21 protein-coding genes and 1 pseudogene are annotated in these 21,078 nt (G+C 69.7%); 3 read left to right on the plus strand and 19 right to left on the minus strand.

The window, feature by feature from the left end; genetic code table 11:
* Both ACLQ24_RS09955 and ACLQ24_RS09960 read left to right on the plus strand, forming a co-directional pair.
* Nucleotides 1–1,291 (plus strand): SseB family protein (locus tag ACLQ24_RS09955; protein ID WP_425890602.1); only part of this gene is annotated, 1,291 nt, incomplete at its 5' end.
* Nucleotides 1,288–1,653, plus strand: a complete 366-nt coding sequence (locus ACLQ24_RS09960; RefSeq protein WP_425890604.1) for a hypothetical protein — start codon at nucleotides 1,288–1,290, stop codon at nucleotides 1,651–1,653. The genes ACLQ24_RS09955 and ACLQ24_RS09960, both read left to right, overlap by 4 nt.
* 4 nt (nucleotides 1,654–1,657) lie before the next feature.
* On the opposite strand, the gene ACLQ24_RS09965 is transcribed toward ACLQ24_RS09960, so the two are convergent.
* The 5 genes from ACLQ24_RS09965 to acs all read right to left on the minus strand — a co-directional run bounded on the left by ACLQ24_RS09965 (nucleotide 1,658) and on the right by acs (nucleotide 11,061).
* A complete protein-coding gene (locus ACLQ24_RS09965; protein WP_425890606.1) occupies nucleotides 1,658–2,590 on the minus strand; it encodes an alpha/beta fold hydrolase in 933 nt (310 codons plus the stop codon).
* Nucleotides 2,591–2,658: 68 nt separating this feature from the next.
* Nucleotides 2,659–3,087 (minus strand): hypothetical protein, encoded by a 429-nt coding sequence (locus ACLQ24_RS09970; protein ID WP_425890607.1) that lies wholly within the window; start codon nucleotides 3,085–3,087, stop codon nucleotides 2,659–2,661.
* A 205-nt stretch (nucleotides 3,088–3,292) separates the two neighbouring features.
* Nucleotides 3,293–5,728, minus strand: coding sequence for an immune inhibitor A domain-containing protein (locus ACLQ24_RS09975; RefSeq protein WP_425890637.1), 2,436 nt, complete (start codon nucleotides 5,726–5,728; stop codon nucleotides 3,293–3,295).
* 333 nt (nucleotides 5,729–6,061) lie between these two features.
* Complete coding sequence (locus tag ACLQ24_RS09980) at nucleotides 6,062–8,854, minus strand: immune inhibitor A domain-containing protein (RefSeq protein ID WP_425890609.1); 2,793 nt, start codon at nucleotides 8,852–8,854, stop codon at nucleotides 6,062–6,064.
* Between the two features lie 242 nt (nucleotides 8,855–9,096).
* Nucleotides 9,097–11,061: an acetate--CoA ligase gene (acs, locus tag ACLQ24_RS09985; protein ID WP_425890610.1), complete on the minus strand. Its 1,965-nt coding sequence runs from the start codon at nucleotides 11,059–11,061 to the stop codon at nucleotides 9,097–9,099.
* Nucleotides 11,062–11,297: 236 nt separating this feature from the next.
* Between acs and ACLQ24_RS09990 the strand changes: the two genes are divergently transcribed.
* Nucleotides 11,298–12,044 (plus strand): oxidoreductase, encoded by a 747-nt coding sequence (locus tag ACLQ24_RS09990; protein ID WP_425890611.1) that lies wholly within the window; start codon nucleotides 11,298–11,300, stop codon nucleotides 12,042–12,044.
* A gap of 31 nt (nucleotides 12,045–12,075) precedes the next feature.
* On the opposite strand, the gene ACLQ24_RS09995 is transcribed toward ACLQ24_RS09990, so the two are convergent.
* The 14 genes and pseudogenes from ACLQ24_RS09995 to ACLQ24_RS10060 all read right to left on the minus strand — a co-directional run.
* Nucleotides 12,076–12,879 (minus strand): HAD family hydrolase, encoded by an 804-nt coding sequence (locus ACLQ24_RS09995; RefSeq protein WP_425890612.1) that lies wholly within the window; start codon nucleotides 12,877–12,879, stop codon nucleotides 12,076–12,078.
* A gap of 350 nt (nucleotides 12,880–13,229) precedes the next feature.
* Nucleotides 13,230–14,501, minus strand: a complete 1,272-nt coding sequence (locus tag ACLQ24_RS10000) for a tyrosine-type recombinase/integrase (RefSeq protein ID WP_425890614.1) — start codon at nucleotides 14,499–14,501, stop codon at nucleotides 13,230–13,232.
* Nucleotides 14,501–14,773: a helix-turn-helix domain-containing protein gene (locus ACLQ24_RS10005; protein WP_425890616.1), complete on the minus strand. Its 273-nt coding sequence runs from the start codon at nucleotides 14,771–14,773 to the stop codon at nucleotides 14,501–14,503. The genes ACLQ24_RS10000 and ACLQ24_RS10005 overlap by 1 nt, the downstream gene beginning before the upstream one ends.
* Nucleotides 14,774–14,802: 29 nt before the next feature.
* Nucleotides 14,803–16,596 carry a replication initiator gene (locus tag ACLQ24_RS10010; RefSeq protein WP_425890618.1) on the minus strand — a complete coding sequence of 598 codons (1,794 nt, stop codon included), beginning with the start codon at nucleotides 16,594–16,596 and terminating at the stop codon, nucleotides 14,803–14,805.
* A complete protein-coding gene (locus ACLQ24_RS10015) occupies nucleotides 16,596–16,862 on the minus strand; it encodes a hypothetical protein (RefSeq protein ID WP_425890620.1) in 267 nt (88 codons plus the stop codon). The genes ACLQ24_RS10010 and ACLQ24_RS10015 overlap by 1 nt, the downstream gene beginning before the upstream one ends.
* The gene (locus tag ACLQ24_RS10020; protein WP_425890621.1) at nucleotides 16,859–17,560 is read right to left on the minus strand and encodes a hypothetical protein; all 702 of its coding nucleotides are present in this window, start codon (nucleotides 17,558–17,560) and stop codon (nucleotides 16,859–16,861) included. Before ACLQ24_RS10020 ends, ACLQ24_RS10015 begins: the two co-directional genes overlap by 4 nt.
* Nucleotides 17,557–17,718, minus strand: coding sequence for a hypothetical protein (locus ACLQ24_RS10025; RefSeq protein WP_425890623.1), 162 nt, complete (start codon nucleotides 17,716–17,718; stop codon nucleotides 17,557–17,559). Before ACLQ24_RS10025 ends, ACLQ24_RS10020 begins: the two co-directional genes overlap by 4 nt.
* Nucleotides 17,715–18,122 carry an RRQRL motif-containing zinc-binding protein gene (locus ACLQ24_RS10030; protein WP_425890625.1) on the minus strand — a complete coding sequence of 136 codons (408 nt, stop codon included), beginning with the start codon at nucleotides 18,120–18,122 and terminating at the stop codon, nucleotides 17,715–17,717. Before ACLQ24_RS10030 ends, ACLQ24_RS10025 begins: the two co-directional genes overlap by 4 nt.
* Nucleotides 18,119–18,421 carry a hypothetical protein gene (locus ACLQ24_RS10035; protein ID WP_425890626.1) on the minus strand — a complete coding sequence of 101 codons (303 nt, stop codon included), beginning with the start codon at nucleotides 18,419–18,421 and terminating at the stop codon, nucleotides 18,119–18,121. Before ACLQ24_RS10035 ends, ACLQ24_RS10030 begins: the two co-directional genes overlap by 4 nt.
* The gene (locus ACLQ24_RS10040) at nucleotides 18,418–18,858 is read right to left on the minus strand and encodes a DUF6197 family protein (protein WP_425890627.1); all 441 of its coding nucleotides are present in this window, start codon (nucleotides 18,856–18,858) and stop codon (nucleotides 18,418–18,420) included. The genes ACLQ24_RS10035 and ACLQ24_RS10040 overlap by 4 nt, the downstream gene beginning before the upstream one ends.
* 81 nt (nucleotides 18,859–18,939) lie before the next feature.
* Complete coding sequence (locus ACLQ24_RS10045; protein ID WP_425890629.1) at nucleotides 18,940–19,149, minus strand: hypothetical protein; 210 nt, start codon at nucleotides 19,147–19,149, stop codon at nucleotides 18,940–18,942.
* Nucleotides 19,146–20,015, minus strand: a complete 870-nt coding sequence (locus ACLQ24_RS10050) for an FtsK/SpoIIIE domain-containing protein (RefSeq protein ID WP_425890630.1) — start codon at nucleotides 20,013–20,015, stop codon at nucleotides 19,146–19,148. The genes ACLQ24_RS10045 and ACLQ24_RS10050 overlap by 4 nt, the downstream gene beginning before the upstream one ends.
* An 81-nt stretch (nucleotides 20,016–20,096) precedes the next feature.
* Nucleotides 20,097–20,621, minus strand: a pseudogene (locus tag ACLQ24_RS10055) (hypothetical protein); the annotation flags it as partial.
* Nucleotides 20,622–20,652: 31 nt separating this feature from the next.
* A partial coding sequence (locus tag ACLQ24_RS10060) for an integrase core domain-containing protein (protein ID WP_425890631.1) occupies nucleotides 20,653–21,078 on the minus strand: 426 nt, incomplete at its 5' end.

A 21,078-nucleotide genomic window follows, 5' to 3' on the forward strand; every position in this document is an offset into this window, starting at 1 on the left:
CGGCCCGTCCGTGCGGGGCCCGGGTGTGCCGGACCCAGCTGCCCCCGCCGCTGCGGGCAGTGGAGCGAGCCTGCTCGATCCGCCCGCCGTCACCCCGGACAGCGACGCCACCCTGGGCGGCCCCGGCCTGGGCAGTGACGTCGGCCCGGGCAGCCACGCCGGCCTGGGCAGCGACGCCGATTTCGGCGGCGGGGTGGACTCCGGTTGGTCGTCCCGATCCCCGCTGAGCTACGAACCCGACCCGGTACGCCCCGACCCCGACGCGGAACCCGCGCTCTTGGACAGCGAGCCTCCGACGGTCGACGAGCCGGCGTCGCCGCAGTTCCAGCCGGCGAACACCGTCGAGGAGGACCTGCTCGGCGCCGCCGCAGCCGGGAGCACCGACACGTTCCTGTCCACCCTGCTGCTGGCCCGCGTGCTGTTGCCGGCCGAGGCGAACTCGGTGCGGGGCAGTCGGCCCGGCGACCCGGGCTTCGTCTGGCGCACCGCCCAGCTCGACGGCGAGACGTACGTGGTGGTCTACACGTCCCCGGAGCGCCTCGCCGACCACGTCGAGGGCCACGTCGACACGGTCCGGGTGAAGTTCGCCCAGCTGATCCGGCGCTGGCCGGACGAGGACTGGTCGTTCGCCGTCAACCCGGGCACCCCCGTCGGGGCGAAGTTGCCCGGCGACCAGATCGTCGCGTTGGCGAACTGGGCCGCCGAGGTGGGGCTCGGTGACGACCTGGAGGTCGACCCGGTGGAGCCGGCGGCCGAGGCGGAGCCCACCGCCCGCCCCCGGTACGCCCCGGCGGCGGTCGACCCGGCCCGACCGACAGTCATGCAGAAGGCGATCGCGCCCAGCCAACTCGCGTACTACCTGGAGCGGGGGTACGACCGGGTCTCCGGGTTCGTGCACCGGGCCGGTGAGCTGGCCCACCTGACCACCCCGGCCGAGCTGCACGATGCGCTGGGCCTCAACCACCCCGGTTCACCGTTCGAGCGGGACGCCGAGGAGATCTACGTGCTGCGGTGGCCGGCGCACCGGCCCAGCCTCTACCGGATTCCGTACGGGGGTCAGAACGAGCCGGCGATGCGGGCCATGGAGGGCTGGGTCATCGAACGCCCGCCCTTCCGGGGCAACGGCTTCGCCCCGGGCGAGAGCAGCGACGTGGTGGCGGAGTTCAAGGTGGACAGCGCCCGCCTCCCGCACGGCGCGCAGCTCTGGCGCATCGGCGGGGACGGCAGCGAGCGGGTGGTCGCGGTGCTCGACACGGACGCGGTGATCTGGCGACGGGTTCCGGAGGAGTGATGCGCGACGGCTACGTGGCCCGTTGGCAGGGCCGGGAGTACCAGGCCAGCCCGGACGGCGACGACATCCGCCTCTACCAGCCCGGGCCGGGTGAGGGCTTCGAGGAGGTCCGCGCGGGCCGTTACGTGCGGGTGCTGCCGGCGAGCGAGATCGAGGACCTGGCGTACGTGCGGACCACCTGCACCTGGAAGGGCCAGCCGTTCATCGTGCTCGGTGAGCACGACGCCTGGCTACGTGTCGAGTACACCGGTGGTCGTTGGCCGGTGGCCGAAGCGATGCGGCTGGAGGTCTTCGACTTCGGCGTCTACCAGGGTTGGGCGCCGGCCGCCGAGGTCACCGACCTGCGCGAGCAGCGGGTCTGACCGGTCACGACTTGGCCCACCGCAGGATCTCGCCGAGCACCAGCTCGGGGGCTTCCAGGTGCGGGAAGTGCCCCACCCCGTCCAGCAGACGCCACTCGTAGGGCGCGACGACGTACCGGCCGGACCCCAGGGCGGTGCGGGGCAGGGCGGCGACGTCGGCCGCGCCGTGCAGTTGCAGGGTCGGGGTGACCAGCGGCTTCTGCATGAGGCGGACGAACCGGTAGCCGTGCAGCCGCAGCACCGAACGGAAGGCCCAGCGATAACCTTCCAACGCGCAGAAGGCGGCCTGCGGGATGCGCATCGCCGCCCGACACCGTTCGGCGTACGCCTCGAAGTCGCCGCTCGCGGCCCAGCGCGGGCCGGCCGAGCGGCGCAAAATCTCCTCGACGCCCGCCGCGCCGTCCCTGGTGAGCACGTGCTCGTAGCGGGGGAGCTGGAACTTCAACGCCGGGGTGGAGGCGGCGAACTGCCCGCGCGGGTCGGCGAAGATGGCGGCGCGCAGCCGCAGCGGGTGGGGCGCTCCCAGGACCACCAGCCGGCGGACCAGGGACGGGTGGAACGACGCCACCGTCCAGGCCACCATGCCGCCGACGCCACTGCCGACGAGTGTCGCCGACCGCTCACCGAGGGCCCGGATCAGGCCGGCGATGTCGGCGGCGAGGGTGTAGCCGTCGTACCCCCGGGGTGGTTTGTCGCTGGCGCCGTAGCCGCGCAGGTCCACGGCGACCGCCCGGAAGCCGGCGTCGGCGACCGCGGGGAGCATCTGGTGCCAGGCCCACCAGTGCTCGGGGAACCCGTGCAGGAAGAGCACCATCGGGCCGGTGCCGGCCTCGACCACGTGGAACCGGGTGCCGTTGGCGCCGACGAAACGGTGCGTCCACGGCCCCTCGGTGAGGACGCAGGACTCGTCGACGGTTCCGCCGCGCTGGTCGGTCATGGTTGACAGCCTAGGACCCCGTCGGCAGGCAGCCGTTTCGCCTGCCCGTGGGTGACCTGCGGGGAGGGTCAGAAGACCGGGCTGATGTCGACGATGGTGGCCGGGATGCCCGGGCCGCAGTCGGCGGCCGGCGGGTCGGCCGGGCCGATCGTGACCCGGACGGTCGTGCCGACGGCGAAGGTGCCCTTGCCGGTGCCGTGCAGCGCGTACTGGCGGCCGTCGTCGGTGACGAGGCCGTAGCAGGGACCGTCGCCACCTCGGTTGATCCGCCCGGCCAGTGCGTTGGTCTTGCGGGAGTCGGTGGGTCTGCGCGGCGGTTCGGTCGGTGGGCGCAGGGTGGGCAGCGGAACCTGTGAGCGCGACGGACGGCCGGCGGGCGACGACGGCGTGGTTCCGGCGATCGCGGTCGGCGCGCCGGAGGACGACGGCGTGGGTTCGGCAGGCCCGGTTGGCGCGCCGGTCGAGGGGGTGTCGGAGGGCGTCTGCTGGGCGGACACGGCGGCTCCTTCGTTCCGCGATCCGGCGCAGCCGGCGAGCGCCAGCAGGGTGGCCAGAGCGACGCCGGCCGAAGTGGTGCGGGTTCGCGGTTGCACGGATGATCCGACGCGCGTTACCCGGTCGCCGTTCCCTGGAAAGGGCGATGCCCGAGCAGGTGACCTGCCCGGGCATCGCTGCGGTGCGGGTGTTGCCTGCAAGCGAGGATCAGAAGAAGCGGACGTTGGTGTAGATGCCGTCCTGCGACAGAACCTGGATCTTCCGGCCGGTAGCCGGGAGCTTGACGCCGTGGTTCGGCAGCTCCGGGTACCAGTACTGCTGAGTGTCGTTGAACAGCGGCTGCGCCGCCTGGCCACGGACGTACTGGGCCTGGCTGTCGATGTGTAGCGTGAACGAGTCGGCCTTCTTCAAGCCGAACGGCGCGTCGTAGACCTGGACGCGGGCCCGCCAGGGGTCGCCGGTCAGGTTGTACAGCGGCCGCGGGTGCGCGTCGATGATCAGGTTCCGACCCTCACCCGGGTGCTCGAACGTGTCGTTGTCCGCCCACCGCAGGTTCCAGTAGGAGATCAGCAAACCCTCCTGGTAGGCGTAGTGGTCCACGTAGTCCGGGCGGGTGTTCTGGTAGCCGAAGTAGTACGGGCCGGTCTTGAGGTACTTGTCGTACGAGGTGTACGACCGGGTGCCGGCGATGTAGTAGTTCGCGAACTTCTTCTTGTAGGTGGCCGCGGCGATCTCGAACTTCCCGGCGAAGGCCCAGCCGTTGGCGCCGTTCTCGCCGCCGTCGGTGAACACGACCTGACCGTCGGCGGTCACGGTGATCGCGTCACCGTAGAAACCGCCCCGGGACACGCCGCCGTCGGTCTGGTAGCGCAGCCGGAACTGCACGACCTTGCCCGCCGCGGAGTTCATCGGGATGTTGACGTCGACCCACTTGCCGCCGCTGGAGCCGTCCAGGGCGAAACGCCCGGGGGAGATCTCCTTCAGCGGGTTGCCGTTGACCGTGCCGGGCAGGGTCGCCCAGGTCTTACCGCCATCGGCCGACGCCTCGAAGAACAGGTAGTCGAAGCCGGCTTCGATGTTGTAGCGGCCCTTCATGGCCAAGGCAGCCGACGACTTCCCGGTGAGGTCCAACGTCCGGGTCATCGTGCTGTTGAGGTTGTCCTCGTTGCCCGTGAAGAACTGTTTGCTGCCCTCGAACGGCGCGCCGTTCGAGAAGGTGTACTCCCGCGGTGGCAGGTTGACCACTGCGCCCTGCGCCTCCGGCGAGTTGTACTCCTGCGGGCCGAGAACCACGTCGCGCTTCTCGTTTGGCCCGAGCGTGTCGTGGTCGAGCCAGCCGAGCTGTAGCTTGTTCCACGCGCCGAGGTCGCCACCGCGCTCGCCGATGCCGCCGTCGTTCTTGCCACCGAGCCGGCTCTGGGCCATCAGGGTCCAGTGCTCGTTGTTGTTGTCACCACCGTTGATGACGTTGTAGTCGTCCGGCAGACCGAGGTCGTGGCCGTACTCGTGGTAGAAGACGCTCCGGCCACCGTTCTCCGGCTGGATGGTGTAGTCGCCGATCCAGACGCCGGTGTCACCGATCTCGGTGCCGCCGGCCGGGAAGTCCGCCGGGCCGGTGTTGCCCTGGTCCGAGGCGTAGGCGTACCAGCGGTGGCTCCAGATGGCGTCCTCACCCTGGGCCGGGTCGCCGTCGGCCTGGTCGCCGCCGGAGTGGACGATCTGGAAGTGGTCGATGTAGCCGTCCGACTCGTTGAAGTTGCCGTCACCGTCGAAGTCGTACCGGTCGTACTGGTCCATCGACTTGACGTCGGCGGCGATTTCCTCGTCGGTGCGGCCGGCGGCCTTCTGGTCGGCGACCCACTCGTTGGCGGCGTCGCGGACCAGTTCCCAGGTGTTGTCGCAGACGTTGCTGTCGCAGACGGCCTTGTCGTCGGCCGGGTTCTCGACGTCGTCGTCGGCGACCGGGTCGTCGGAGCGCCCGTACCGGGCCTCGTTGTACTTGACCTTGACCCAGTCGGTGACCTCGCCCTCGACGCTGTAGCGACCCGAGGACTGGGCCTCGTAGTACTGCTTCAGCGACTCGTCGCCGGGGTTGGTGCCGAAGTAGAGCTGCCGATAGTGGTCGGCGTTGTAGTTCGGCTGCCAGACGGTGGAGTTGTCCACCGCCCGGTTCGGCGCCGGGATCTGGTTGTGCAGCGGCCCGTCGAACTTGGTCGGCCCCGCGGTGTCGGGGTCGATGTTCTTGTCCGGGTAGTCCGGGTGCCGCTCGTTGCCGAACTCGGCAAGGATCACGAAGATCTTGTCGGTCCGCTCGCGGGAGAGTTCGACGTACTGGTCCTCGGTTTGGGCGGTGCCCGCCCCGGTGGTGCGGGCGGTGGCCCCGTCGGCCTGGGTCTTGCCGACCTTGACGACCGTGCTGCCGTTGATCTTCTCGGCCTTGGCCTTGCCGGACAGGACCTTGCTCAGGCCCTCCTGGCGCAGCGCACGCCGCTTGTCCTCCAGCGGGTTCGGCAGGTCGTGGTCGGCATTGGCGGGCTCGGCGACCGACGGCGCTGCCGTCGGCAACTTCGGCTGCGGCGCGGCACTGGCGGACGGTCCGAACGCCAGCCCCGTCGCCGTCAGTGAGAGCCCGAGCAGACCCACTGCGACTTTGCGCACGTGGTACCTCCGGTGTGAGGGAACCGGCCCAACGGGGGTACGGACCGGTGATAGATCGATCCCACTAGTGGGACCAATGGTGAACATAGACACTGCCGGGACGGGTGGGAAGACGCACACGTCGATTTGTTGCAAGATTTTGTTGAGAACGCTTTTCACCGTCACACGCCCGCGCTTCATCTGCACTCGAACCGGGGCGGACTGGTCGGCAACGTTCGCACCGATGCATTTCGATCAATAAGATCAGACGAAACGACAGTGGGGCCGGTGGCGTTCCCGCCACCGGCCCCACCATCAGTTGCCGAACCCGCTAAACCGTCACTTCTTCGCCGGGGTGACGTAGATCGTGGCGGACGAGTTGTCGTTCGCGGTCTTCCGGATCGTCAACGAGACGCCGTTCTGCACGCCCGCGTCGGCCGGGTTACCGGTGCCGAGCACGATCGCGCCGCCGCCCAGCGTCACGCCGTAGAACTCCGGCGCCGGGCTGCCGTCCGGGTTGGTCACCCGGGTGGTGTACGGCGCGTTCCCACGCGACGGCACCACCACGGAGGCGTCGTTGTCCCGGGCGTACGCGGCACCGTCGCGCATCTCGATGCCCGGGTACCAGCCCTTGGCGTCGGTGAAGCTCTTCACCGGCGCCTGCGCCTTGAACTTCGTGCAGTACGCGCTGTACGGCTCGTCCGCCGCCTCCAGGCACTCCGTGAAGGGGTACGTCTTCTGGAGCGTGAAGGCCGCGTTGGCCGACTGCGGACGGCTCGGCAGGTTGTCCGTCACCGACGGGTCCTTCTCGGCCGCCGTGCCGGTACGCCGGTACGGGTCGAAGTGCGAGTCGACGATGAGCAGCCCGCCCTTCGCGCCGTAGCTGGGCAGCGCGGTCATCTGCCCGGTGACGTGGTTGACCTCCCCGAGCGCGCTGTCCCGGTACCACACCAGCATGCCCGGGGCGTTGTAGGAGAGCCGGTCGACCTTCCACGCCTCGTGCGAGTAGATGGTGTCGTAGGCGTACTTCAGGCCCTTGTCGAAGCCGTCGAAGTTGCGCCACTCGGCCAGGTAGTACTGCGCGTGGACCTCGGTACCGCCGGAGACCTTCCAGCCCGCGCCGGTGGTGTCGACGAAGGTGCCACCGCTGGTCGTCCAGCCGTTGGCGCCGCCCTCGACGTTGTCGCTCCACGTGGTCGCGCCGCCGCCGGTGACCGAGAAGTCGTCGACGAACCAGTTGCGCTCCTCGAACGCCTCATCGGTGGCCAGGCGCAGCCGCACCTGGACGGTCTTGCCCGCGTACGCCGACAGGTCGACGTAGTCGTGACGCCAGCCGTCGGTGCTGCCGGTCAGACCGTACTTCTTGCCGCCGAAGTCGTTCAACCGGCCGTTCGGGTCGCCGTAGTTGTCCGGCGTGGTGACCACCGCGCCACCCTCGGCGTACACCTTCTGCTCGGTCCAGGTCGTGCCGCCGTCGGTCGACAGCTCGACGAAACCGAAGTCCCAGTCCTCTTCGATGATGTAGTTGTTCCACATCCAGAACTTGGCATCCGCGGCGTTGGGCACGTCGACGGAGCGGCTCAGCTTGACGTCGGCCCAGCTCTGGTCGTTGTTGCTGTGCCACATCTTCGTGCCGCTGTGCGGGGTGGCCAGGACCGTCACCTTGTCCGGCAGGTCGACCTTGATGCCGTCCTCGGCGTCGATCGGCGTACGCGAGCTCTGCCCGAGCTTGACCTCACGCGGGTTGGAACCGGGACGGATGGTCAGCGGGTCGGCCCAGCCGAGCACCCACTTGTCCCAGATGCCCATGTGCGTCGGCAGCGCCTGGAAGATCTCACCCGAGTGCGATCCGGAGGCCATCAGGTCCCAGAAGTCCACGTCGGAGTCGGCGTTGCCGGAGGTGTCGTAGAGGTCCGGCAGACCGAGGTCGTGGCCGAACTCGTGGGCGAAGACGCCGACGCCGGCGTCCTCCGGCTGCACGATGTAGTTCGACACCTTCAGGCCGGTGCCCGGGATGGTGTAGCCACCCGGAACCGAGGAGGAGTGCGCCCACACGGCGTACACGCCCTGGTCGCCACCGCCGCGCGACTTGCCCTGACCGGCGTGCACCAGCACGAGGTGGTCGATCACGCCGTCCGGCTCGAAGAGGTTGCCGTCACCGTCGCGGTCGGCCTGGTCTTCCTTGTCGTACTCGGCCCACGGGAAGCTGGGGTCCTTGGCGGCGAGCGCGTCGATCGCGTCGGTCGCCAGTTTGCCCGCGCCGGCCGGGTTGTCCGGGTGGCCGTTCATCGACTGCTCCCGGCCGGGAACCCAGTTGCCGTTCTCGTCCTGGGTGCAGCGGTTCGCCGCGTACCAGCCCTCGGAGTGCGGCACGGTGATCCACGGGCTGGCCTGCCCCTCGACCGTGTACGCGTTCTTGGACATCTCCAGGTACATGTTGTGCATGGTGCGACCGGAGATGTCGACACCCTTCTTGCCGTCCGGGCCCTTGAGGTCCTTGCGGATCCGCTCGGTGATGCCCTTCTTGCTGTACAACATCTTGTCGTAGTGCGACGGCGAGAAGTCCGGCACCCACATCGAGTTGTTGTCCTCGTGCGGCAGCGTCGCCGGGTTCGGGATCGTGTTGTGCTTCGGCCCGTTCTGCACGGTGCCGGGCACGCAGGTGCGGTCCTCGAACACCGTCTTCGGGACCATCACGTTGGTGAAGTCGTCGTTCGCCTTGTCGTTGAACTCGACAAGCAGCGTCAACAGCTTCGCCGTCTGGGTGGTGGGCGACTGCTTGATCTGCCGCGGGCTCTTGCCCGTCCTGATCGACTTGGCCTCGATCTGCGCGAGCTGGCGCGCGGTCACCGGGTTGCCCCGCGCGTGCTTCTGGTCGAACGCGCGAGCGGAGTCGACCGCGGGTGTGTAGACGCCGTTCTTGCCCTTGACCTCACGGCCGGTGGTGTCCGTCTGCACCTCGGGCTCGGCGTAGTTGATGTAGTACTCGTCAGCCCCGATCACCGCCCGGGGGGTGGTGGACGGCTGTGCCGCCGCACTGCCACTCACGGTCAGTGACGTGGCTGCGAGGGCGATGACGGGCAGCGCGACGAGTAGTCGTCGGCGCGACCCCGGATGGGAGTTTCTGTACATGCCGCTCCGTTTCTCGGGCATGGGCGAAGGAAGTCGGCAGCCTCCAGGCACGCAGCGTCGCGTCGAGGTCAGCCGACCATCGTGAAACTAAATGACAATCCAGCCGAACAACAGGAACGTGATGCAGGCGTTATCCGTCCAGCCGTCGGCCGGGAGCGTGCGGGGCAGTCGCAAGTCCACGAATGATGACGGTGGGTGACGGTCCGAACGGACCGTCACCCACCGATGGGGTACGTCTGTCGTCAGTCCTCGTCGGACTTCGCGCCGCCCATCCCGGAGGAGATCAGCTCCATCACCGAGGAGTCCTGGAGGGTGGTGACGTCACCGAGCGATCGGTTCTCGGCCACGTCCCGTAGCAGGCGCCGCATGATCTTGCCGGAGCGGGTCTTCGGCAGCTCCGGCACCAGCATGATCTGCCGCGGCTTGGCGATCGGGCCGAGCGTCTTCGCCACGTGGTTGCGTAGGTCCGCGATGAGCTGCTCGCCCGCCTCGCCGGCGATGTCCGTGCTGCCGCGCGGGATGGCGAACGCGACGATCGCCTGGCCGGTGGTCGGGTCGGTGGCGCCGACCACCGCCGCCTCGGCCACCGACGGGTGCGACACCAGCGCCGACTCGACCTCGGTCGTCGAAATGTTGTGCCCGGACACCAGCATCACGTCGTCCACCCGGCCGAGCAGCCAGATGTGCCCGTCGTCGTCCTTCTTCGCCCCGTCGCCGGCGAAGTACATCCCCTCGAACCGCGACCAGTACGTCTCGATGAAGCGGTTGTCGTCACCCCAGATCGTGCGCAGCATCGACGGCCACGGCTCGCGCAGCACCAGGTAACCGCCACCACCGTTCGGCACCGACTGGCCCTGGTCGTCGACCACGTCGGCGACGATGCCGGGCAGCGGGGCCATCGCCGAGCCCGGCTTCGTCGCCGTGACACCCGGCAGCGGAGAGATCATGATGGCGCCCGTCTCGGTCTGCCACCAGGTGTCCACGATGGGTAGCTCACCTCGGCCGACGTGCTGCCGGTACCACATCCACGCCTCGGGGTTGATCGGCTCGCCGACGCTGCCCAGCAGCCGCAGCGACGACAGGTCGAAGCCGGCCGGGATGTCCTCGCCCCACTTCATCATCGTCCGGATCAGGGTGGGAGCCGTGTAGAGGATGCTGACCTTGTACCGGTCGACGATCTCCCAGAAGCGGCCCTTGTGCGGCGTGTCCGGGGTGCCTTCGTACATGACCTGGGTGGCGCCGTTGGAGAGCGGGCCGTACACGATGTAGGAGTGGCCGGTGACCCAGCCGATGTCGGCGGTGCACCAGTAGACGTCCGTCTCCGGCTTCAGGTCGAAGACCGCGTGCGTCGTGTACGACGCCTGCGTCAGGTAGCCACCCGTGGTGTGCAGGATGCCCTTCGGGCGGGCCGTCGTGCCGCTGGTGTAGAGGATGAACAGCGGGTGCTCCGCGTCGAACGGCTGCGCCGTGTGCTCGGCCGACGCGGTCTCGACCGTCTCGTGCCACCAGTGGTCCTTCTCCGACCAGGCCACGTCCGCACCGGTGCGTCGGACCACCAGCACGTGCTCCACCGACGGGCAGCTCGCCACCGCCTCGTCCACGGTCGGCTTCAACGCCGACGGCTTGCCCCGCCGGTAACCACCGTCGGCGGTGATCACCACCTTGGCGCTGGCGTCCTGGATGCGGTTGCTCAACGAGTCGGCCGAGAACCCGCCGAACACCACGCTGTGTGCCGCGCCGATCCGGGCGCAGGCCAGCATCGCCACCGCCGCCTCCGGGATCATCGGCAGGTAGATCGCCACCCGGTCACCGGCGGTCACGCCCAGGTCGGTGAGCGCGTTCGCCGCGCGGCAGGTCAGCTCGTGCAGGTCCGCGTACGTGAGGGTCCGCGTGTCACCCGACTCGCACTCCCAGTGGATCGCCACCTTGTCGCCCCGACCCGCCTCGACGTGCCGGTCCAGACAGTTGTACGCCACGTTGAGCTGCCCACCGACGAACCACTTCGCGAACGGCGGGTTCGACCAGTCGAGCACCTCGTCCCACTTCTTCGACCAGGCCAGCCGGTCGGCCTGCTTCGCCCAGAAGGCGAGCCGGTCGGCCTGCGCCTCGGCGTACGCGTCGACGGTGACGTTGGCGTGCGCGGCGAGCTCGGCCGGCGGGGGGAACTGGCGCGTCTCGTTCAGCAGATTGGCCAATGCCTCGCTCATGCCGTGACTCCTCGTCCTCGGGGTGACCTGCGTCTCGATGGGCACGAGGGTAGTCGCGGGCCGGGTGGCCGGCGACCGCTGCCCACCCGGTCGCGCCGAGCGGCACCCGCCACGCGCCCGACGGCCCGTCCGACCTCTCTCGCCCCGTGCCGCTTGGCGCTGGGTCGGCTGGTCGGGGTCGCGTTGCGGGGCGGGTGAGGGGTGATCGGCCCGGGTCGGCTCGCTAGCGTGGCGGGGTGACCACCGACCCGCTCGCCCCGCTGCTCGCGCTCGCCGACATCGCCCCCGCCGTCGACCGGGCCCGCGAACGCTTCGACCAGGCGCTCGGGCACCGCGCCCTGCGCCGCAACGGTGGCCAGGTCGCGGCCGAGGTCAGCCTGCGGTCGGCGGTGGCCAGCGCCGCGCTCGAAGGGGCCGTGCACGAGCGCGAGGAGGTCCGGGCCGGCACCGTCACCGAGCCGGTGCTCCAGGGTGCGCTACGCGTCGCCGGGGCCCTGCCCGGCCTGAGCGAACTCTGGCCGAAGGCGCCCCGGCAGGCCCTCGCCCGGCTGCACGTCCTCGCCGCCCGCGACATCGTGCCGGAGGCCGAGCTGGGTCGGCCGGTCCCTGACCCGGTGGTCGCCGCCCGCCTCGACGGGCTCGCCGGTCTCGTGGCCGGCGGGACGAAGGTGTCCCCGCTGGTGCTGGCCGCCGTCGTACACGGGGAACTGCTCAACCTGCGCCCGTTCGCCGGACCGTCCGGCGTGGTGGCGCGCGGCGCCGCCCGGCTGGTGCTGCTCGCCAGCGGCCTCGACCCGCGCGGCCTGCTCGGCGTCGACGTCGGGCACGCCGAACGCGAGCCTGAGTACGTCGGCTCGGCCGGTGCCTTCGCCACCGGCACCCCGGACGGGCTGCGCTCGTGGCTACGCCACTACATGGCAGCCGTCGAGGTCGGCGCGGACCAGCTCACCACGATCGGCGACGAGATCCTCGCCGCCGCCTGACCAGCTGCGCCGTCACAGCCGGCCGCTCAGGTCAGGCGGTGGCCGCAGCGCGGGTGCGGCGGTGCCGGCCGTACCAGGCGATGCCGATGGCAACGCCCACACCGACCCCCAGGGCGGCCGCGGCCACCGGGACGGCCGGCCGCTCCCGCCAGCGGCGGCCCAGCGGGATCGGATGCCGGAACTCCAGCACCGGCCAGGCGTTCTCGGAGGCCAGCTTGCGCAGCTGCCGGTCCGGGTTGACCACGCTCGGGTGCCCCACACACTCCAGGAGCGGACGATCGCTGTACGAGTCGGAGTAGGCGTACGAGTCGGCCAGGTCGTAGTCCCGGGCGGCGGCCAACTCGGCGACCGCCTCGACCTTGCTCGGACCGGCCGCGTAGAACTCGACCTCACCGCTGTAGCGACCGTCCCGCACCGTCATCCGGGTGGCGATCACATCGGTCACCCCGAGCAGCTCGCCGATCGGCCGGACCATCTCCTCGCCGGACGCCGACACCAGCACCACGTCCCGCCCGGCCGCCTGGTGCTCCTCGATCAGGGCGGCAGCCTCGGCGTACACGTAGGGGTTGATCAGCTCGTGGAGTGTCTCCGCGACGATCTGGCGGACCTGTTCCACCTGCCAGCCCTTGCAGAGCGTGGCCAGGTAGTCCCGTGTTCGGGCCATGGTCTGCTCGTCGGTGCCGCCCAGCCGGAACATCAGCTGCGCGTACGCCGACTTGACCACGTCACGCCGAGTGATCAGCCCGTCCCGGTAGAACGGCCGACCGAACGCCAGGGCGCTCGACTTGGCGATCACGGTCTTGTCCAGATCGAAGAAAGCGGCACTTCGGCCCACGGCGCGAAAGTCTAGCCGGATGGTCTATCGTCGGCGGGTGCCCGGGGTCAGGCCACCCCTTAGACCTGTGGACGGGTGCCCCCACCACCCCTCGGTGTGATCGTGCTCACATTCGGCGAGGAGATTTTCGCGCTGAGTGGAGTGAGCACCACTCGACGTGACGGGTCCGCTCAGGCAGACTTGTCCGCACGACGTGCTTTCACATTCCCGAAACAGACAGGCCCTCGGCGGTTGCACCCCCCGTGACCGCTGAGTGGTTCGGCTCGACCCCCCCGGAGCCGAACCGTTGACGACCCCCGTCTCCCCCCGACGGGGGTCGTCCCTTTCTCCTGGAAGCGCTCCACCGCTGCTCACAGGTCGTCTTCCGCCTCGTCGAGGCTGTCCAGGGACGGCGCTTCTGCGGCCGGAGGCAGCGGAGAGGCAGCAGGGCCGTCGAACGCCTCCAGGACGCGGGCCGCGTAGTCGTCCGGGGTGTGGGTGTACCGGTTGAGTGTCGTGGACGCCTGCTCGTGGCCCATCACCCGCTGCACCAGGTTGATCGGGACGCCGTCGGTGACCAGCCAGGTGGCGTAGGCATGCCGTAGATCGTGGAACCGCATCCCGCCGGCAGCCTTGGCCGCGACGCAGGCGACGGCTTCCCGTTCGGTGGTGAACTCGGCCGACCACTCGATGCCTTCCCGGTCTGGCCAGACCGCGCGGTACCGGTGCGGGCCGGTGTTGGCGACCTGGCCGAGCAGACCCGCACGGACGAGCGAGGGCAGCCAGATCCGACGCCGGAAGTTCGACCGGCGCAGTGGGCGTCCTACCCGGTCGCGGAAGACCAGGGTTCGCGGGTCCGGGTCGTCGGCGGCGGTATGCAGCTCGCGGAGCGCGGCCAGGAGGAAGCCGGGCAGCGGCACGGTCCGCACACCAGCGCGACTCTTCGGGTACGGCCGCAGCACGATCCCGCCGTGCGTCTCCTCGGCCACTTGGACCACGCGTAGCGATGCCCGGTCGAGGTCAACCGAGGACCACGTCAGCCCGGCGCACTCACCCCAGCGCAGACCGGCCCCGGCAGCGGTGGAGACGATTGCCCGATGCCGGGGCGGGACGGCAGGCAGCAGCCGGTGTCGGAAGTCCTCCCGACTGATCGTGACCGGCTTGACGTCGCGGGAACGATCGCGCGGCAGTTTGACCCCTTCGGCGGGGTTGACGGCTATCAGTCGCGCCTGGACCGCCGTGCGGAGGATCATCGACAGTAGCTGATAGCACTTGGCCACGGTGGCGGGGGCGAGATCCCGAGCCAGGCCCGTGACCCACTCCTGCACCGACAAGAAGTCGACCTTCCCGAGCGGCCAGTCACCCCACTTGGGCAGGACGTGCGTACGGAGCATAGAGACGGTCCGCTCGCTGGTGCGTGCCTCGACGGTTCGAGTGGCGAGCCACTGCTGAGCGAAGACACCGAAGCGGGTGCGGCCGGCGTGCGGGTTGACGTATGTGCCCCGGTTCAGTCCGCTCTCGACCTCGGTGAGGAAGGCATTGGCCTCCCGTTTGGTGCGGAAGCTCTTGGACTTCTGCCCACCGGCCGGGTCGCGCCAGCACGCGCGGAAGGTGCCAGCCGGGGTCTTGCGGACGAAGCCCATCAGTGCCTCCGCCCGTGCTCGGTGCCGGTGGCGGCGGGTTGCTCGGTGACGCCGTCGAGCCAGGCGTGAAACCGGGTGCGCGGGATGAGCCAGCGCCCGCCGAGGCGGGTTGCGGGGATCGTTCCGTCCCGAACGAGGGCGTAGGTGCTTCCGAGCGAGAGGCCCAGCAGCTTGGCGACTTCCCGGACGGTGTAGGTGACAGGCTCGACGACGGCTGCCCCGGTGCGAGGGACGAGCCGAACGACCGGGCTGGGTCGGGCGATGGTGCTCATGGCGGGTGATCTCCTCAGGTCTGTCGGGGTCAGGCAACGGCCGACACGGTGCCGGCGGGGGTGGTGCTGAGTTCGTGGGCGAGTTCTTCGCGGCCGGTGGCCCGTCGCTCGCGTGCCATGGCGGCTGCGGTGTTGGCGAGGAGTGCGTCTCCGGTGGTGTGCCAGCCGACGCCGGCGAAGGTGAGGGTGCCGACGATGAGGGTGGTGTCGTCTTCGTCGAGGTGGTCGACGGCGCGGAGGGTGGCGGACTTCTCGTCGCCCTGGTGGTCGTGTTCGTGGCGGCGGAAGGTGACGCGGGTGTCGCGCAGGAGTTGGAAGGTCACCGAGTAGCGGCGGCCTTTGGTGAGGAAGTGGCCGCCGTAGCCGAGCATGTGCGCCCACCGGCGCAGCCGGGCGTAGGGATTGGTGGCCTGTGCCCTGCTGGCCGGTTTGGTGTCAAGGGCGGCTTGACGCTGGGCAACGCAAACGGGACAGGCGGGGTAGCGGGTGTGCGTGCCGCAGTCGGGGCATTCCCAGCGGTCGACGAAGCCGGGCCGTGGCCGGTGGTCGCGGGGCCGCTCGGACAGGGGGACGGGGGTGCCGGTGGGTCGGCCGATGCGCCAGCAGGCGTCGATGAGGCGGGCGGTGTGGTCGCCGTCGGGGTCGGCGTAGTCCCCGATCGATTCGGCGGTCAGGCGGGTGGAGGTGTGCCCGGTGGCCTCGGTGCTCTTGGTGGCGTACTTGGCAAGGTAGCCGGCGACCATGCCGTCGGTGACGTCGCCCGTGCCGTCGGTGGTGATGGGTTCAAGGTCGACTTGCTTGCCCCAGGTGATTGGCCAGCCTTCGGGCCGGTCGAGGTGGGTTGGGGTGCGGAAGGCGACGTGTCGGGCGGCGTACCGGAGCGCGTCGAGCAGCTCGTCGACGCCGAACCCGGCGGGTGGGGGTACGACGGCGTCGGGGTCTTGGCCGTCGACGCCGTCGAGGCGGGCAATGGCGTGGAAGTGCACCGCACCGCGCGCTTGGAGTTCGGCAACCTTGCCCGGTGAGAGCCGGACCGGCGGGACCTTGCGGATGTTGCCGGATGCGGTGACGACGTCGACGCGGGGAATGCCGCGGCGGCGGGCGAGCTTGGCGAGGTGGCGTTCCGCGGCTTGCTTGGTGCGGTGCCACAGCTCGCCAGAGAAGATGTTCCAGACGACCTGGTGGTCGTGGTCGTAGCAGTCGAGGCACAACGGCTGTCCGAGCGCGGTGTCTGCGGCTTCGTGGCGTGCCCAGCACACGGCGGGACGCCCGTGCTCGCACAGGCCGGCGTCGCGGCGGGCGTGGCAGGGTTCAGCGCGGCAGTCGCAGCGGCGGCGGTTACGGCAGGTGTGTCGCTTGACCACCCGTGCGTGAACCGTCCCGAACGAGGGGGCGGTGAACGTGGCGAAGACGGCAGGGTGCGAGGCGACCGAGTCGGGAACGCCTTTGCCGCCGACGAGGCCGGCGCGCAGCAGTTGGAAGGCGTCGCGTTGGTAGGTCTGCGCGCAGGACGGGCAGACCCTTGACCGGCGGTTGCCGCAGGCGGTGTAGATCGCGGCATCCGGCATGGCGTCGGTGTGCCGCTGGTCCAGGACTCGGCCGGTGGATGAGTCGACGGTGTAGAGGCTGCCGGCGAGGCGGATGGGTCGGGTGCAGCCGGCGGCGGCGCGGACGTGTTCCAGCCAGCCGAAGTAGTTGGGTTGGGTGGCGCGGGTGAAGGCGGACCCTTCGGCGGTGTAGTCGTATACGGGGACGGTGTCGGCGTTCGAGCCCACACCCCGGGCCAGAGCGGTCCGGGGTGTGAGGTCCAGCGTCGAGGCCATCAGCCGCCAACCTCGTCGAGGTGGCGGGTAGTGATGGTGTGTTCGGTGACGATGACCCGGCAGGCGCCGCACTGGCGCTTGGCCGGTTCGTGCCGGCGGCACGCGATGGTGGCGGTGGTGTCACCACAGCGGATGGTGACCGGTGCCCGGCAGGGACCACCGGGAATGACGTCGACGACGGTCCAGCGAGTGTCGAACGGGTGCGGATCGGGGTGGGCGGGGCAGGTGTGAGTGACATGCTCGATGTCGACCAGGACGATGGTCATCGGACACCGCCGGCGATGGTGGTCAGGAGTTGTCCAGCGATGGCCGGGGTGATGTCGAGCCGGTCGGCCAGCTCGTCCGGCGTGATGGGTTGGCCGGTGGCCTGTTCGTGTTGCACGGCCGCGAAGCGGGCGGTGGGCAGCAGGTGGGCGGGGACGTCGACCGGCTCGAAAGCCGGCGCGGTGACGGGTTCCGGCGTGAAAGCCGGGGCGTGGGTGATGGCGGCCGGGGGTTCGGTGGTGACCTGCTCGGCCACCTGGACCCGGATCGGCTCGACCGGCGCGGCTGCCGGTGCGGCGGCGGTGGTTCCCGCCTTTGCGGGAGCGAGGACGAGTTTGACCAGGGCCATGAACGCCAGCGCGGGAACGGCGGACAGGAGCCACCCAGACGGGCCAGGCTTGGCGACGGCGAGTTGTGCGGCGAGGGAGAGGCCGGCGGCGGCGATGAGCAGGACCATCGGGTAGCCGATGGGTGCCTCGGTCCGGCGGCGTCGCCGGATGGTCAGGAGAGCGGCGATGGGGACGAGTTCGGAGATGACGGCGTTTGCCCAGCCGAACCATCCTGGGGTGTTGGCGGGGCTGTTGTTCATGGTCCAGTCGTGGACGTGGGTGAACGAGGCGGCCCCGGCGGAGCCGCCGACGGCGATGAGGATGAGGACCAGGCCCAGGCCTTCAAGGCGGGTGCCTGCGGTGGGCTTCACTGCTGGTCACCCCCAGCCGGGAGAAGGGCGAACCAGCCGCAGACGTCGCAGCTGAAAAAGCCGCAGTACTGGCAGCAGTCGCTGCGGTCGATGGTGTTCAGCGGGATGTTGTCGGCGCAGTAGTAGTCGCCGCAGGGGCAGGGGTAGCGAACGGTCATCGGGGGCCTCCGTGGCAGTCGAGGCAGCAGCCGTAGCGGCGGGGGATGTAATAGGGCTTCACCTGCTCGCAGTGCCGGCAGGTCCGGCGGGCGAGCAGGGCTTTGGCGATGGCCTCCCGCTGGGCGGGTGTGGCGGTGCGCTTGGGTGCGGCGAGGTCGGTGCGGTAGAGGTAGGCGACGCGCCGGGTGCTGCGGTGTCGCCAATAGATTTGGGCGACGGGGTCGTGTCCTCCGGGTCGGAGGCCGGCGGCGCGCAGTTGCCGCAGGGTGGCCAGGCCGGTGGGGGCGCAGTGGTAGGGGAAGGTGGGGAACCCGTAGCGGGTGCCGAGCGGGTCGTAGAACTCGACCCTGATACCGGTCCGCTCAGCCAGATCGTCAAGGTTGACGGGGCGTAGGTCGGTCATGGCTTGTCACCGCCCCAGCGCTGCTGGGCGGCTTGGCGGGAGATGCCGAGGCGGGAGCCGATCTCGGCCCAGGAGTAGCCGAACGCGCGCAGGCCGATCACGGCCTCTCCGATCGCGTCGTCGATGACCGCCGAGAGGGCGATGAGGTCGCGGAGGGCTTCGACGTCACCGGTGGCGACGCGCCGGCCGTGGGCGCGGATGATGCGCCGGGCGAACGCGGCGAAGGCGTCGTTCTCGACGACGTCCCGACGCTTCTGTCGGGGGACGGATGGCGTCAAGGACGCCTTGACGGTGCTCATGCGTTCTCACCCCCGGTGGTGCGGAGGGAGTCCCATTCGGTGGCAGCCGCCTCAAGGGCGGTGATGACCTGCTCGGCGGTGCGGGCGGGGTCGTCGTTCCAGGAGTAGGGGGAGGTGTGCTCGTCGAGCAGGTAGCCGTCCTCATCCACGTGGAGGACGGGCGCGTGGTCGTCGAGGTAGACCGTGAGAATGCCGACGATCCGACGGAAAGTGACCTGGGTGTCGGGGTCGAGGCCGTAGAAGTGTTCGACCCGGTGGCCGGCGCAGGCCATGCCGATGGCCCCGACGGCGCAGGCCGGCGGGGTGAGGGTGTCGGGGTTCTTGGCGTAGTAGGTGCCCTGGTGCCAGCCGTGCCGGCGCAGGTAGAGGGCAGCCATCCGCAGCAGGTCAGCCGCGCTGACCTCAACGGTGGTGGGCGGGTTTTGGGTAGCCTTCACAGCAACCACGTCCTTTCGGGCTTGGTGGAGGTCGGCAGGACCGGCATGTGCTGCCAGGCGAGTCCCGGTCCTGTCGGCCGATTAGTGAGTGCGCAGCCGCAGATAGCGGCGGTGGCGGTTGTCGTCGCCGCCCATCGGGGTCGGCGAGGACACGTAGACAAGTCGGCCGGACATGCCGGCGACGCGGATCATGGCGGCGATGTCCTCGGGACGGCCGATGACCCACAGCTCGGTGAACTGAGCAGCTCGCTGGTTGTTGGCCTTGACGTAGGCGCGTTCGCGGGTGGTCATGCCGCCTTCTCCCATTCGGTGGGGTTGACGTCCGGAACGGCGTTGCTGGTAGAGCGACGAGTCCATGCGGCGTAGTCGGCGATGTTGTAGATGTCGGTGTCGGTGAGGTAAGCGGCCTTGATGCGGCGAGGGACGCCGCCTTCGGCCAGGAGGTAGGCCGCGCCCTGGTTGGTGGGGGAGATGTCGGAGGCGGTGTAGCCCTGCTCGGCCCAGCCCTGGCCGAGAATGATGTTCGAGCTGTTCAGCGAGGTGCAGCGGAATGCGGCCCGGTAGCCGAACAGGTCCCGCAGCGAGGCGGGGATGATGTCCCACGAGGGACGCTGGGTGGCGGCGATGACGGGCATGCCGCAGGCCCGGCCGAGGGAGACGAGCCCTCGCAGGAGGGTGGAGAACTCCTCCTGCTGTGCCTTGGTGCCGAGCACCGTGGAGAACATGGCGAGTTCGTCGATGATGGTGACGATGACGGACATGCCATCGCCGTCGGCGAGCTTGCGGCGCCGGTTGGCCAGGAGCCAGGCATAGCGGTTGGTGGCTACCACCAGGAGGCGACGCAGCACCTCAATCCCCTGATCGATGTCGGGGCCGATGAAGGCGTCAGCGAGGTCGCGCCACGGGCCGAGCTCGACGAGTTTGGCGTCGAAGAGCACGAGGCGGGTGTTGTCGCACAGGGCGGCGTGGCCGCAGATGTTGTTGATGAGGCCGGATTTACCGCCGCCGGGTTCGCCTGCGGTGAGCAGGTTGCGGTAGATGACGTCGAGGTAGACGGGTTGGCCGAACTCGTCGATCCCGATGAAGATCGGGTCGAACATCGACAGGCCAGGAGCCACCGGTACCGCGTCGGCGGTGGTGGAAATCGTGGTGGTCATGAGGTGCCCTCCTGGGCGTTGTGGGCGCGAGAAGCCACACGAACGAGCCGTCATGGCTCCTCGCGTCCCGGGTTGGTTGGGTCAGATCCAGTCGGAGGTGTCGTCGTCCGGCGCGGATGACGCGGACGAAACCGCAGGCTTGCTGCCGTTGGCGGTGGTGGTCGGCTGCTTCGCCGGCTTGCCCTGGTTGGGCAGGGTGATCGTCGGAGCGTCAACGTCCGGCAGGTCCAGGGCGGTGGGGACCGTCAGCGGCGATGCCGAGACGGGGGCGGTCGGGTCGATGACGTCGACCAGCGGGGAACTGACGTGGGCGGTCAGCACCTCACGTCGTTTGATGTCGAACCGCAGGTAGGCGGCGTTGTTCTCGGAGGCGCGCTCGATGAGCACGGTGGAGGCGTGGCAGGTGACTGCGATCTTGTCGAGGCGGCCTTCCAGGTCCTTGGCGGACAGGCCGGGGCGCAGGTAGACCCAGACGCGTTCGCCGACCGGGGTGGGCTTGGCCCAGAGAATCAGCGGCAGCGAACCGGACTGGTTGGCGATGATGAACTGCGCGAAGCACACGCGCAGCCGGTGCCGGACGATCAGGCACCAGGTCCAGGCGATGACCTGTCAAGCCCCGGGTTTGATGGAGAGTTGGTTATCTGGTTTTCAGGGGTGCGGTGACCGGGTGGGTTACCGCGTGTAGTGCCTCGTGTTCGGCGGGCGGGATGTGTCCGAGCTCGCCGTGCAGCCGCCGGTTGTTGTACCAGTCGATGTACTCGACGGTGGCCATCTCCAGGTCGTCGGGTCCACGCCAGGGACCTCGGTTGCGGACGAGTTCGGCCTTGTAGAGAGAGTTGAACGCCTCGGCCATCGCGTTGTCGTAGGAGTCGCCCTTGGACCCGACCGAGGCGACGGCGCCGGCTTCGGCGAGGCGCTGGCTGTAGCGAATCGCTCGATACTGGACTCCCCTGTCTGAGTGATGGACCAGTTTGCGCAGGTCAGCGCCTTGATATTCGCGGCGCCAGATCGCCATTTTCAGCGCGTCGAGAGCCAGATCCGTATAGAGACTCGTGGACACCTG

This window comes from Micromonospora sp. DT4 (assembly GCF_049841675.1).
Lineage (GTDB): Bacteria > Actinomycetota > Actinomycetes > Mycobacteriales > Micromonosporaceae > Micromonospora.

Excerpts from the sequence above, each read along its gene's own strand:
- ACLQ24_RS09965 (WP_425890606.1), bottom strand. The coding sequence starts at position 2,590 with ATGACCGACCAGCGCGGCGGAACCGTCGACGAGTCCTGCGTCCTCACC.
- ACLQ24_RS09980 (WP_425890609.1), bottom strand. The coding sequence starts at position 8,854 with ATGTACAGAAACTCCCATCCGGGGTCGCGCCGACGACTACTCGTCGCG.
- acs (WP_425890610.1), bottom strand. The coding sequence starts at position 11,061 with ATGAGCGAGGCATTGGCCAATCTGCTGAACGAGACGCGCCAGTTCCCC.
- ACLQ24_RS10000 (WP_425890614.1), bottom strand. The coding sequence starts at position 14,501 with ATGGGCTTCGTCCGCAAGACCCCGGCTGGCACCTTCCGCGCGTGCTGG.
- ACLQ24_RS10005 (WP_425890616.1), bottom strand. The coding sequence starts at position 14,773 with ATGAGCACCATCGCCCGACCCAGCCCGGTCGTTCGGCTCGTCCCTCGC.
- ACLQ24_RS10010 (WP_425890618.1), bottom strand. The coding sequence starts at position 16,596 with ATGGCCTCGACGCTGGACCTCACACCCCGGACCGCTCTGGCCCGGGGT.
- ACLQ24_RS10015 (WP_425890620.1), bottom strand. The coding sequence starts at position 16,862 with ATGACCATCGTCCTGGTCGACATCGAGCATGTCACTCACACCTGCCCC.
- ACLQ24_RS10025 (WP_425890623.1), bottom strand. The coding sequence starts at position 17,718 with ATGACCGTTCGCTACCCCTGCCCCTGCGGCGACTACTACTGCGCCGAC.
- ACLQ24_RS10030 (WP_425890625.1), bottom strand. The coding sequence starts at position 18,122 with ATGACCGACCTACGCCCCGTCAACCTTGACGATCTGGCTGAGCGGACC.
- ACLQ24_RS10035 (WP_425890626.1), bottom strand. The coding sequence starts at position 18,421 with ATGAGCACCGTCAAGGCGTCCTTGACGCCATCCGTCCCCCGACAGAAG.
- ACLQ24_RS10045 (WP_425890629.1), bottom strand. The coding sequence starts at position 19,149 with ATGACCACCCGCGAACGCGCCTACGTCAAGGCCAACAACCAGCGAGCT.
- ACLQ24_RS10050 (WP_425890630.1), bottom strand. The coding sequence starts at position 20,015 with ATGACCACCACGATTTCCACCACCGCCGACGCGGTACCGGTGGCTCCT.